This window comes from Kosakonia sp. 1610, assembly GCF_050435845.1.
GTDB lineage: Bacteria > Pseudomonadota > Gammaproteobacteria > Enterobacterales > Enterobacteriaceae > Kosakonia > Kosakonia cowanii.
Genome location: NZ_JBNDKZ010000012.1, coordinates 24,920 through 37,239, shown reverse-complemented (window position 1 = coordinate 37,239; position 12,320 = coordinate 24,920). Strand labels below are relative to the sequence as shown.

General features: G+C 58.9%; 16 protein-coding genes. All 16 read left to right on the top strand.

What is annotated here, in order from left to right; translation table 11 throughout:
* The first annotated feature begins 1 nt into the window (after window position 1).
* The 16 genes from traV (at window position 2) to trbB (ending at window position 12,309) form a co-directional block, all read left to right on the top strand.
* A complete protein-coding gene (traV, locus tag ABIC80_RS21695; RefSeq protein WP_346441157.1) occupies window positions 2–547 on the top strand; it encodes a type IV conjugative transfer system lipoprotein TraV in 546 nt (181 codons plus the stop codon).
* A complete protein-coding gene (locus tag ABIC80_RS21690) occupies window positions 544–711 on the top strand; it encodes a hypothetical protein (RefSeq protein ID WP_429178528.1) in 168 nt (55 codons plus the stop codon). The genes traV and ABIC80_RS21690 overlap by 4 nt, the downstream gene beginning before the upstream one ends.
* Window positions 711–3,353, top strand: coding sequence for a type IV secretion system protein TraC (gene traC / locus ABIC80_RS21685; RefSeq protein ID WP_429178527.1), 2,643 nt, complete (start codon window positions 711–713; stop codon window positions 3,351–3,353). Before ABIC80_RS21690 ends, traC begins: the two co-directional genes overlap by 1 nt.
* Window positions 3,350–3,772 (top strand): type-F conjugative transfer system protein TrbI, encoded by a 423-nt coding sequence (gene trbI, locus ABIC80_RS21680; protein ID WP_429178526.1) that lies wholly within the window; start codon window positions 3,350–3,352, stop codon window positions 3,770–3,772. Before traC ends, trbI begins: the two co-directional genes overlap by 4 nt.
* Window positions 3,769–4,404: a type-F conjugative transfer system protein TraW gene (gene traW / locus ABIC80_RS21675; protein ID WP_429178525.1), complete on the top strand. Its 636-nt coding sequence runs from the start codon at window positions 3,769–3,771 to the stop codon at window positions 4,402–4,404. Before trbI ends, traW begins: the two co-directional genes overlap by 4 nt.
* Before the next feature lie 425 nt (window positions 4,405–4,829).
* The gene (locus tag ABIC80_RS21670) at window positions 4,830–5,078 is read left to right on the top strand and encodes a hypothetical protein (protein ID WP_042716998.1); all 249 of its coding nucleotides are present in this window, start codon (window positions 4,830–4,832) and stop codon (window positions 5,076–5,078) included.
* Window positions 5,075–6,154: a hypothetical protein gene (locus ABIC80_RS21665; protein ID WP_429178524.1), complete on the top strand. Its 1,080-nt coding sequence runs from the start codon at window positions 5,075–5,077 to the stop codon at window positions 6,152–6,154. The genes ABIC80_RS21670 and ABIC80_RS21665 overlap by 4 nt, the downstream gene beginning before the upstream one ends.
* 12 nt (window positions 6,155–6,166) lie before the next feature.
* Window positions 6,167–6,379, top strand: coding sequence for a hypothetical protein (locus ABIC80_RS21660; RefSeq protein ID WP_094419028.1), 213 nt, complete (start codon window positions 6,167–6,169; stop codon window positions 6,377–6,379).
* A gap of 61 nt (window positions 6,380–6,440) precedes the next feature.
* Window positions 6,441–6,788: a hypothetical protein gene (locus tag ABIC80_RS21655; protein WP_312200602.1), complete on the top strand. Its 348-nt coding sequence runs from the start codon at window positions 6,441–6,443 to the stop codon at window positions 6,786–6,788.
* Window positions 6,773–7,771 (top strand): conjugal transfer pilus assembly protein TraU, encoded by a 999-nt coding sequence (gene traU / locus ABIC80_RS21650; protein WP_429178523.1) that lies wholly within the window; start codon window positions 6,773–6,775, stop codon window positions 7,769–7,771. Before ABIC80_RS21655 ends, traU begins: the two co-directional genes overlap by 16 nt.
* A gap of 8 nt (window positions 7,772–7,779) precedes the next feature.
* Complete coding sequence (gene trbC / locus ABIC80_RS21645) at window positions 7,780–8,388, top strand: type-F conjugative transfer system pilin assembly protein TrbC (protein ID WP_429178522.1); 609 nt, start codon at window positions 7,780–7,782, stop codon at window positions 8,386–8,388.
* Window positions 8,385–10,226: a type-F conjugative transfer system mating-pair stabilization protein TraN gene (traN, locus tag ABIC80_RS21640; protein WP_429178521.1), complete on the top strand. Its 1,842-nt coding sequence runs from the start codon at window positions 8,385–8,387 to the stop codon at window positions 10,224–10,226. Before trbC ends, traN begins: the two co-directional genes overlap by 4 nt.
* The gene (gene traF / locus ABIC80_RS21635; protein WP_429178581.1) at window positions 10,226–11,011 is read left to right on the top strand and encodes a type-F conjugative transfer system pilin assembly protein TraF; all 786 of its coding nucleotides are present in this window, start codon (window positions 10,226–10,228) and stop codon (window positions 11,009–11,011) included. Before traN ends, traF begins: the two co-directional genes overlap by 1 nt.
* A 9-nt stretch (window positions 11,012–11,020) precedes the next feature.
* Window positions 11,021–11,491, top strand: coding sequence for a hypothetical protein (locus ABIC80_RS21630; protein WP_429178520.1), 471 nt, complete (start codon window positions 11,021–11,023; stop codon window positions 11,489–11,491).
* 4 nt (window positions 11,492–11,495) lie between these two features.
* Entirely contained in the window at window positions 11,496–11,720 is a 225-nt protein-coding gene (locus ABIC80_RS21625) for a hypothetical protein (protein WP_429178519.1), read from the top strand.
* On the top strand, window positions 11,710–12,309 hold the full coding sequence (trbB, locus tag ABIC80_RS21620) for an F-type conjugal transfer protein TrbB (protein ID WP_076770378.1): 600 nt from the start codon (window positions 11,710–11,712) through the stop codon (window positions 12,307–12,309). Before ABIC80_RS21625 ends, trbB begins: the two co-directional genes overlap by 11 nt.
* Window positions 12,310–12,320 lie beyond the last annotated feature (11 nt).

The following is a 12,320-nucleotide window of genomic DNA, read 5'->3' as shown; positions in this document are numbered from 1 at the left end:
CATGCATAAATTACTGGGTGCTGCACTGCTGTGCAGCGCGCTGACCGGCTGCGCCGGTATGAATTCAGATTTCGACTGTAATGCCACCGCCACCGATAAATGCCTGACCACCGCTGAGGCCAATGCCCTGGCCGCAAAGGGGAAAAGCATTAACGACATCGGTCAGGACGCTGCCGTAAAAAAGCCTGCGGGTGAAACCCTGCCGGCACTGCGTAACACGGCACCGGCGGTCAGTTCTTCCCGCCCCGTTTCTGTCGCAGCAACCGGTGTCATCGCCCCGCGCCCGATCGCCACCGTGCCGTCACCGGTGCGCAGCACCCTGACCGGTCAGACTGCACAGACCACATCGTATGTGTCGCCGGCGAGCTCTGTCAGCGGCGCAGGGCGCGTGACCGCGCAGCGTATCCCCGACGCCACACAGCGCCTGTGGATTGCGCCGTGGGTCGACACCGACGACAACTTTCATCAGCCCGCCGTCGTGGAGTTTGTGAAAAACAAATCTCACTGGGATGAAGGTTTCCGCGTTATCGGGGAGGGCGATGAATGAGCCGCAAATCAGCCCGGCGTGTCTGCCGGACCGGCAACGTTATCTGCACAGGGAAACCCGCTGCCGGTAAAAGCTTCCTGCTGTATGACACCCTTATTGCGAAAGGCCTGGTGCCGCCAGGCGATATCGCTGTCCGCCTGCACCACAGCGAGAGGACAAAATAATGTCTGACTTTATTGAAAGCATGATGGATTTGCTTAAAAAGGGTGCTGAGAAGGATGGCTCCGCGACAGCGAAAGCCAACCTGCAGCAGACCTGGGATTATCCCTCCCTGACCGCAGCGCTTCCGTGGCGTTATTACGATGATGCCAACGACATGTTCATCAATGCCGGCAGCGCGGGTTTTATCGTTGAAGCCGCCCCTCTGCCGGGGGCGAACGAGCGGGTGGTGGCTGCGCTGGATGACATGCTGCGCAAGAAGCTGCCGCGCAAAACGCCGGTGACCGTCATCATGGTCGCCAGCAAATGTGTGGGTGATCGCATCGCGCGCGGCGTCAGTACCGACATGTGGAAAGGTCCGATGGCCGCGCACCTCAACAGCATTACCCGCGCGTTCTGGGAAAAGTCGGCACTTGAGGGGATGGCCAACAAACGGGAATATCCCCTCTATCTGCGCCATTACCGGGTCTTTATCGTGTACGGCCGCAAGGTACGGCACTTCACGCCGAAAATAACGGATGAACTCAAACAGATCCGCAACACCATCCGCGTGTCGCTTGACGCCGCCCGTATCGACTCAGTGAACACCACGGCGAACGACTTCCTCTCGCTCATGCGTGAACTCGTTAACTACCGCTCCGGGCAGGTCATGCCGGCCGGTGATGAGTGGAACACCGAGGAGGAGATGAACCGTCAGGTGGTCGATCAGGGTATCGATATCAAGGTTCGCCCGTCGCATATCAGCCTGGCGCTGCCGGACACCATCATTGAAAAGCAGATGCGGGATAACGCCGGTAACGCAACGGAAATCCGGCAGACCCGCGTGGCGGCCTCATCGTGTCGCGTGGTGAACATGCAGCTGACCAAAAACCCGACGCGCTTTGCGCTCTGGCAGGGCGCTGACAACCTTCAGAACCTGCGTTTCCCTGACCTCGGCATCCCTTGCCCCTTCATGCTGACCTGGACCGTTGAGCTGGAAGAGCAGACCCGGAGCCAGGGCGAGGCGCTGCGCAAGAACATGGATCTCGGCAAAAAAGCCAGTTCGGCCTACGCCATGCTGTTTCCGGGCGTGAAAAAACAGGCGGAAGAGTGGCGCAGAATGCAGATGGAGCTGGGCACCAATGAGGTGTCCCTGTGCCGGTATTACTTCAACCTCACCCTGTTCACGCCGGATAATGATGAAGATGCGCTGTCCTGCGAGCTGGCCGCGATTAACGTCTTCCGTAAAAACGAGCTGGAGCTGACCACTATCCAGTATCAGCAGATGCGTAACTGGCTGGCCTCCATGCCGTTCATGATGCAGGAAGGGATGTGGGAAGATCTGAAAGCGACCGGTGCCACACTGCGCGCCAAGAGCTGGAATGCCGTCAACCTGATGCCGGTGGTGGGTGAGCGTCACCTGTCACGGCGCGGCATGCCGCTGCCGACCTACCGTAACCAGACTGCCTTCTTCGACATGTTTGATGAAACGAACGGCAGTACCAACTTTAACATCGCCATCACCGGCACCTCCGGGGCAGGAAAGTCCTTCCTCACGCAGGGGATCCTGCGCGACGTCCTGAATGCCGGCGGGTACGCCTGGGTCATCGATATGGGCGACAGTTACAAGAACTACTGTAAGCAGGCCGGGGGCGTCTATCTCGACGGTTCCGATCTGCGCTTCAACCCGTTTGCCAACATACGTGATATTAAAGTCTCGGCAGAGGGCGTGGTCCGGCTTCTCACCGTACTGGCCAGCCCGACAGACCCGCTGGACGCGGTCTGTGAAGCTATCCTGCAGAATGCGGTGACCTGGGCATGGGAGAGTAAAGGAAACAGGGCGCGCATCGATGACGTTCATGCCTATCTCACCAGTCAGGAGGTCAACGACGCGTTTCAGGACCGGCCAACGATTGTTGCCCGTCTCGCCGAGCTGGCTCTGTTGCTGGAAGCCTACTGCACCACCGGGCCTTACGGGGAATACTTCAACGCGGATCAGCCGACGCTCGATGGCGATACCCGCTTCGCGGTGCTGGAGCTGCTGAGTCTGGAAAACAAACCGAAGCTGCTCAGCGCTATCCTGTTCTCGCTCATTCTGGCGATTCAGGAAAAGATGTACCACAGCCCGCGTGACCTCAAAAAGGTGGCCATTATCGATGAAGCCTGGCGACTGCTCAGCGGCTCTAACCCGCATGCCGCAAAATTCATCGAGACCGGCTACCGCACCGTGCGTCGCCACCGTGGCGGCTTCATCACCATCACCCAGGGCATCAAGGACTTTACGGCGAGTAAAGAAGCCGAGGCTGCCTGGAACAACAGTTCCACCAAAATCACGCTGCTTCAGGATGCAAAAGCGTTCAAGCAGTACGTGGCCGAATATCCCGATCAGTTCTCTGAGATCGAAAAAGAGGTCATCAAATACTTTCAGCCGGCACTCGACACGGGCTACAGCTCGCTGCTGATCACGACCGGCGAGCGCAGTTCGTTCCATCGCCTGTTTGTTGACCCGGTCACACGCGCGATGTTCAGTTCGCGTGGCGAGGACTTCGCGTTCATGCAGGAAGAGCAGAAAAAAGGGGCCAGTTCCGAAGAGGCAGCATACCGGCTGGCAGGCATCAAATATGGTCAGGAACTGGCGGAGCTTGAAGAATGGGCGAAAGAAGCATGAGCGATAATAAACCTTATGACGCGGAGGTGGTGCGTGACGGTGTGACGCTGGCGGGCAGTATGGCATCGCGCTGGCCGAAGCTGGTTGCGTGCGGCGCGGGCGCGCTGCTGATTGTGACCGGCATCGCCTGGGGCGTGGCCAGACTGGTGACCCCGCAGGTGGTGACGTTCGACATGAAGGGCACGATGGACATTTTCATCCAGCAGTCTGCGCAGCAGAAACTCGATGAGGCGAGGGCAAAAGCCCTGGTCAGTCGTTTCAACCAGGCCATGATCGACAGCCTGGCCGCGTGGCAGCAGAAGCATAACGCGGTGATTCTGGTGCAGCCGGCCGTGGTGAGTGTGCAGCCTGACATCACCCCCGCAATCCGCAACGATATCGCGGCGCGTATGCAGTCTCCTGCCGGGGAGGTGAAATGAACCTGACCCGCTGTCTGGCCGTGATACTCCTGGCGGGCATCACGGCCGGTGCCGGGGCAAAAGACCTCGGCACCTGGGGGAATGTGTTTGAGCCGCAGGAGCAGGACATGCTGGTTTTTATCCAGAAGCGCCTGCAGTCGATGGAGCAGAGCGGTGAGCTGAACCAGCTGCGTAACGAGGCGGTTGAGCGCGTTAAACGTAACGCCGTCAGGCCGCCGCCCGTTGCCGGCCTGACGCCTGCCGAAAAGTACCGCGCCTTCAGTTATGACCCCACCTTCACCGTCAACGAAACCATCACCGATATGCAGGGCAACATCATTGCCCGCAAGGGCGATCAGGTGAATCCGCTCGACCGGGTGCCTTACAGCCAGACGCTCTACTTTCTCGACGGCGACAACCGCGGGCAGGTGGCCTGGATGAAGCAGCAGCTGGACAGCGCGACGGATTTCAAAATCATCCTGGTGAAGGGAAACATCAAGGAAACCAGCGATGCCCTGAACGAGCGCATCTACTTCGATCAGGCCGGTGTCCTGACCACGAAATTCGGGTTTGAGCACACCCCGGTGCGTATCACGCGTGACGGGCGGGTTCTGAAGATTGAAGAAATACCTTTACCGGAGGTGAGTCAATGAATGGCACTTATTTTCTTATAGCTTACACAGTGTTGTTGACACCGCTGCAGGTATGGCTCATTGCCCGTATGGTCAGGGAAGAGGATCGGCGGCTGTCGATATGTGCCTCAGTGATTACGTTTCTTATCCAGTGTGTTGCTATTACCATTCTCTGGAAAGACATCACAGCAAAACCCGTTCTCTTTATGTTGTCGTATATGTTTTGTCAGACACAGGTCATTTTCCAGATGAATACAGTGAGGGGATGGGGACCAAAAGATGTGTCCCGGCGTCCACAACCTGCACTGTTCTCAGTCGTTAAGAATTCTCTGGTGTACGCCGTACCCTGGTGGCTTATGACCGGTTTAATGTTCAGGCTGCTACCCTGGTAACCAAAAATTCAGCGCTCTTGTAAGCCCTCTTTTATTTCTGCCCGTGGTGACCACATGAATGTAACTCACTCGAACAGCAGTACCGGTCCGGTACCTGCTAAGCCGCTGCGTGTCAGCGGCAATCAACTGAAAGAAATCTATCCCGAACTTGATGGCTGGGCCAGTCATCTCGTGACCAAAGCCTTTGTGGGCTGGCAGCGCGCCACCGGCGTGATCGTTAAGGAGGCAGAGAAGCGCGATGAGCGGTTCACCGACTTTCTGATCAATGCCTTTCTTGATAAACACCGGGAGAGCCGCGCATGAGAATTCTTTTCCTTATCGGCATGACCGTGATTCCATTTATTTACCTTTTACGCCTGCAGGCAGGAGGTGCTGATGTGAACTTTCAGCGCCTCCTGATTATGTGGGGGATATTCATCGCGGGTTATTCAGTGCTTTATTATTTTTGTGTAATAAAGGAAAAAAAAGTAAAGCAATGGCGCTATGGCACCCCTGTTGAAGCGTCGAAAAACGAGACGCTGACCGATCTCAGCACGGCCATTTATCTCTGGCAGGAAGGTGGCCTCAGTTCGATGCTCCGGATGCTGGAAAGTCTGGAGCACGCGCTTGATGACGCCGGTTATGCACTGACGAGGGAGACCGGGCAGCTGCCCGGAACGCTGTCGATGCAATCCATGCCCTTCGCAGACCGGCAGCAGATTGCCGCCGCCCTTGTCCGTGACCGGGAGCAATACTGGGCACCGGCGCAGACGGAGGAGATGGTGACGGACATTGTCCGGCAGAGCCAGAAAACCGGCTACGGCGAGAGAATGCTGGAAGAGCTGCTCGAAAACCTGCGCAAGCGTGGCTGGCGCTTACAGCGGGTTGCGACACCGGAAAAACCCACCGCGCCAATGTTCTGGCAGCTGATTCTGGACGTGGAGGCCGATGAAGGCATCCCGTATGTCAGTATCTCCCGGGCGCTGGGCCGTATCGGCAGCACCTGGCGGGAAGACCGCTCACTCTTTTCGGTTGAAGCACAGACGGTCACCGGCGGGTTTGAGCACAGTGGTATCGCCGGCAATGACGCCTCACCCGTCCGGTGGTCTGTCACTACCCGGCTCTGTACCGACGGCGCGGGCTTCTTCCCGCAGACCGGCATGATGGCGCTGCCCCCGGCGCTACTGGAGATAAAGGACGCCGCGCCAGTTCCGGGGCGTTTTGTTGCCCGGATCATCGTCCAGGGGACGGCTCAGGATGACCGGGGCACCATGGCCAACCTGCTGCAGAAGGCGATTTTTAAAATGAACTGCGGGAGCGCGGAGGACGTTGAAGTTAATGGTGATGCCGGTTACGGATTCACGTCGCACGTTCCTGAACCCATGTACAAAACAGCCTGAAAAGGTGGACCCATGCTTAAAGACCCTGAACGGAGCGGGGCACACAGATTGATCATCTCTTCCGTCAGGCATAACGCGGATTCCGATGCTTGCCTGAAAGAGATCCTCGGCGAAAACCCGCTCTACAAAACCTCTGTAGTCATCCGTGCCGCCATTGTCGGGCTGCGCCGGATGGACAAGACCGCGCGTGAGCAGCTGATTATCGAAGCAGCGCCCAACGACTGATTTCCCATTTATCCGCCCTCCCGCCGTCCGGTGGCCGTGGCATACCCCGCTGAGGCATAACATGAACCTTCCTGAATCTGTCGGGCCGGTGCCGGTTGTCCGCACACCTGACGGCTACTGGTGCCACCCCGCACTGACTGCATTTTACCGTGACCGGGACTGTGTCCCGCAGGCTGAATATGACCACTGGCTGGCGGACAACGGCCTGGAGGACACGCTGGTCTGTCTGGATACCGATGATGACACGCCTGCGGCGCAGGCATACGCCCGCAATGCCGATATTTCATACTGGACGCCGCCCGTACCTGCTGGTGAGGGCTGGTTTACCGGCGCGATATTCGACGACGAGGATTACGGTCCCGCCTGTATCTGGCTGCGCCGGCGGGAGGTGCCATGCGACGCAGGCTGAGGGCGGTCTTCTTTCTGCTCGGTATTGTCCTCGTCGGTACGGCACTGCCCGTGTCGTCCGCCAGTAATGCCGGGGAAGGACGCTGGGTGAACCCCATCACGGACGTGTGCTGGAAGTGTCTGTTTCCCATGACGCTCGGCAATATCAAACTGGCCTCCGGGCCACAGCCTGACACCAGTAACCCGTCCAGTCCGCTGCAGATATGCCCGGTCGGGGTGTTGTACCGCGTCGGGCTGGCCATTGGTTTCTGGGAGCCGATGGCCATGACGGACGTCACCCGTGAGCCGGGCGTGATGGTCAACATGGGCGGATTTAAAATCGATCTGGGGCGGACCGGGACCGGAACGGCAGGACAGAGCGACAGACCCGCAGCCGGCGCGTTCTACCATGTTCACTGGTACAAATACCCGCTGATATGGTGGCTGAATATCATCACCAGTATCGGCTGCCTGCAGACCGGGGACATGGATATCGCCTACCTCTCGGAAGTCGATCCCCTCTGGAATGACAGCACGCTCTCGATGCTGATTAACCCGGAAGCCGCGCTTTTCGGCAACCTGGTGGCACAGGCCGCCTGTTCGGCAGATGCCGCTGCCGCGTCCGCCGGCCTGCCGCTGTCGCCGCTGTTCTGGTGCGCCGGGGCGCAGGGGTCGATGTATCCCCTGACCGGGTATACCACCGGGGAATTTTCACCGCTGGAGACGTCAGTTCTGGTGACCGAGCGCATGGCGTTCAAAATGCACCGGGAAGGGCTGGTCTGGAACTCGATCGGTGCCAACAACGCCGTCTGTAACCAGTACCCGTCCCCTATTATTCCCAAAGAGCGCTGGCGCTATCAGATGGTGAACATGCTGCCGGAGGCGTCAAACTGCCACCCGTTCGGGGCCAGTACGCAGCTCTGGGGCACGTCCCACAACTCCCCGTCGTCGAAGAAAAACTTCGGTTATCTCCTCTGGCGTAAACGTAACTGCGTCTTTCTCTGAGGTCTTCCATGAAAAATACTCTTTTCCGGGCGCTGCTTGCCGGCAGCCTGGTGCTCTGCCATTGCGCCGCAGCCAGTGAGCAGGCTGACGTTTCCGCCCGTGACCGGGCGTGGATGAAGCAACAGCAGGATAATTTACAGGCTTTCAAAGACACGCTGTCCGGCCAGACGATGACGCTGCCGGCGCAGCAGCAGGATCTGATTTCACGTCTTCAGCAGGGGATCGCGGCAGAGCATCCTGAAGGTGAGAAAAAGACCTTTCCGGCCATTTACTTTGTCAGCCTGGGGCTGCCGCGCGAAGGCCTGGTGCCGATGCTGAAGGATGCTAACCGCTTTAACATCCCGGCCACCCTGCGCGGGCTTCGCAACAATGATTTCCGCCAGACCGCTGCGGCCATGTTTGAGCTGGCCAAGGAGGACAAGGACATCGGCGTCCAGATAGATCCGACGCTCTACAGCGACTATCACATCACCGCTGTACCGGCGCTGGTCGTCACCTGTCCGGGGCATTACGACGTCATTCGCGGCAGTCTCCCGCTGCAGCAGGCGCTCGAGAAGGTGGCGTCTGACGGTGACTGTGCCGCCACGGCACGCCAGCTGCTGGAGGCCGCCCGATGAAACCGGTCATTTTTCTTCTGGCGCTGCTTGCCAGTGGCCTGGTCCGTGCGGATGCGAATCAGGATGCATGGAGTGCCGGGGCCGGCTTTGGTAAGGGACAGGCCTCACAGGGCACCTCGTCCCTGAAAAACCCCGGCACGGTGCAGGGCAGCATTCCGGGCTATACCGCCAGCCCGCCCGAAACGGGCTACTACGGCGGCGTGTCAGGCGGCGACGGTGGCCTGAACAGTAAAGGTCAGCAGGCGCTGCAGAACAGCGGGGCGGGGCAGGCCGTCATCGATGCCGGCACGAAAAACCCGCTGCCGGTGATTGACCCGAAAGCCCCCTTCATCACCGCCGGCAAGAACGCGGAAGGCGCTGCCGACAATATCGTCAATGGCACCGGTAATCCGCAGCAGTGTCAGCCGGGAACCGTCACGAAATCCGTGTTCGACAAATACACCTGCGAGCGGGATGTGTGGATTAACCAGAGCTGTAAACGCAGCGCGACCGTTGAGGTGGATGGCAGCGGCACCACCTGGGAAACGAAAACGGTGGAGTACGAAATGAGTCAGCAGCCGGTGCAGGAGATCAACGGCATGAACATCGCCACTATTGTTCCGACCGTCAGTGGCGAGATTGTCCGTGCCACATACACCTGGTCAGACCGGTTAGGGAACAAGCCGCGCTTTTACATGACCATTTATGTCCTTGGGGCGGAAATCCCCTGGCACAATAAGGGCAGTGCGCAGGATGTGGCGTTCACCCCGGTTCCTGCCACGCTGACGGCCGGCGTGGCATTCACTTCAAAACATCAGCACAGCATTCACTTCGGGTCAGGCAGCCAGACCTTCAAGAACCGGCATGTGCAGCTGAAAATCTCCCTGGTCATCCGGGTGAAAAAAACCAGCAGCGTACCGAAAGTGGTCTGGCGTGAAACCTGCGGCTTCGACAAGAACGGTGCCGTGCCGGTTTCCAGCGTCTGCACCGTGCCCGGCGGCAACCGCCCCGTGGTAATCGACGGCGAGACGCAGCAGGTTCACAGCGACTGCTGGGAGTATGAAGACCAGTACCTGCAGAAAACCGGATCGAACGGCACCTGTACCTCGCTGATGAATAACCCGGCCTGCACCGTTACCGGAACGCAGTGCAAAACTAAAACCGGAACGTACTGTGAGCATGAAGTGGTCAGTTACGAGTGCCAGCGCAACTTCTCCTCCACCGGGCTTATCTGCGGCGGGACGTACTTCTGTAAGTCCGGGAACTGCAGCGATACCGATGGCGCGGGTGACAGCGGGTTTGATACCGCCGTGGCCAAACTGGCCGGTCTCGCCTCAGCCGCCGCCGATGTGAAGGACGATCAGATAAATGTCAAAGCCTTCACCGGCAAGGCGATGAGCTGTCGTAAGGCCTTTGCGGGCTTCTCCAACTGCTGCAAGGACAGCGGCTGGGGACAGGATGCCGGGCTGTCTGCCTGTAATGACGATGAGCTGGCGCTGGGGAAAGCAAAAGCGAAGAAAATCACCGTCAGCGTGGGCGAACGCTGTGACCATGAAGTCCTCGGCCAGTGCGTGCAGAAAAGCAAAGTGTACTGCGTCTTTGACGGCAAGCTGGCGCGCATCATCCAGGAGCAGGGACGACGCGATCAGCTGGGTGTCGGTTTCGGCAGCGGCAGTAGCCCCAACTGCGGCGGCATCACCGTTCCCCAGCTGCAGGGCATCGATTTTGACCGTATCAACTTCGCTGACTTCTACGAAGACCTGATGGCTAACCAGAAAGTCCCCAACTCATCGGTGATGGTGAAGCAGGTGAAAGACCGCATCGCCGCACAGGTGAAACAGACAGGAGGCACAAAATGATGCGCCGCTGTATTTCCCTGTTGCTGATGCTGATGCTGATTGCGCTGCCTGCGATCGCCGAGGAGATTGTCACGCCGGCAGCGCCGTTCACGGGCTGGTCCTGGTACAACGAGCCGAAAAAAGCCCCAGCGCCGCCGCCGGTTCAGCCTCAGCCTCAGAAGCCGCGCGTGCCGGACCTGAGCAAAATGACCGCGCAGGAGCAGGCGAAGGTGCTGCGTCAGTACACGATGGAGGCGCTTAACCGCGCCATCCTGTACCCGACGCGGGAGAACACTGCCACGTACCTCAAGTGGCAGAAGTTCTGGACCGACCGCAGCAGCATGTTCAGTCAGTCGTTTGCCGCCGCGCAGCTGACGCACCCGGAGCTGGACTACAACCTGAAGTACCCGCACTACAACAGCATGGCACCGCTGGTACAGTCCCGCGATCAGGAGCAGCGTCAGGAGGCGATTGCGAAGATGGGGCAGCAGTACGGGCTGTTTTACTTCTACCGGGGCAGTGACCCGATCGATGCGCAGATGGCCGGGGTGGTGGCCGATTTTGCGAAGATTAATCATCTGTCCCTTATTCCGGTCTCGGTTGACGGGCAGGTGGCACCGTCGCTCCCGGACAGTCGCCCGGACAACGGGCAGATACAGGCCATGCGTATCACGCACTTCCCGGCACTGTTTCTGGTTGACCCGCGCAGCCGCAACTTCCAGCCGCTGGTCTACGGCTTCATGACCCAGGATGACCTGGCGAAGCGCTTCCTGAATGTGTCCACCGGCTTTAAACCCAACTTCTGAGGATTACCCATGAGTACATACCGCGCTGCCCGGAGCCTGCGCGCCTGCTGGCGTGCTGCCTGGTTCAGTTTAGTCACCGCGCCGTCACTGGTTCTGTTCTGCCTCTTTATGCTGCTTACGTTCAATAACTCTGTTACCGGTACGTTTCTGGATGCCGCCCGCGATCTGGTCGTGGACGCCCCGACCGGAAAAATATGGGACTGTGCGCCGCCCCTCAGCGCGCCCGTTGAAAAGGTTATGCCCACGGAAAGTGGTAATCCGGCGGTTCCGCCAGCGTTCAGGTGTGAGCGCGCGGCCGTTGATGCCATTGCCTGGCAGAAAAATGTGGATCGTCTGATACGCAATTTGTATGTGACCGTTGCGTTTGCCGGCGCGTTTTTCTGGTGGCTTTTCGGCAGTAAGCCTGGCGTTCCGGAGGCTGCTGAGTGGGCCGGCCGGAAGGTGAAATCATTGCGTAAGACTGTGCAGGAGAAGGAATAGCGCCATGAAACCATTGTCCCTGTCTGACATTGTCGTCATTTTCTTTGCGGGCATCATGTTCAAGTGCCTCAGTGATATCTACGGCGCATATCCCTGGCTTACCCAGTTAATGTGCCTGTGGGGAGGCTATCTCCTGATGGCGCTCTCCGCGCTGCTTCTGGCCTGTAACCGGTGGTGGTACTGGCGACACCGCCATGACGTTATACAGGAGGTACAGGATGAAAAGTAATGCCCTGACCGCGCTTTTACTGCTGTTTCCCCTGCTGGCCAGCGCCGGTGTGCGGGATGAAATTGCCGCCCTCGATGCGGCGAAAATCACACAGCAGCAACCCGCGACAGAGACGCCGGCAAAACCTGCTGACCCGCAGAGCCTGATGCAGCTGCCTGACGGTCGTCGCGTCAACATGGCGGATTATGCCGTGGTTGTCTTTATGCAGGCGCACTGCCAGTACAGCGCGAAGTTTGACCCCGACCTGAAGCACTGGGCTGACCAGCACAATATCCGGGTGTATCCCTACACGCTGGATGGCGGTGGCGATGCCTCGTTTCCGGTGCCGCTGATCCCCCGCAAGAGCGATCCGGCATCGCCCCTGGCGGACGAAATCATGACGTTCTTTGGTAACGGGCTGCCCATTGCCACGCCGACCGCGTTCATGGTTAACGTCCACACCCTGCGGGCCTACCCGCTGACGCAGGGGGTGATGGATATCACCTCGCTGGAAAGCCGCTACGCCAGCCTGATTCAGGCTGATATGGACCAGATTGATCCACAGTCACTTCCCCCGCTGCCGGCAAACGCGCAGGTAACGCCTCAGTAATACAGACGGAA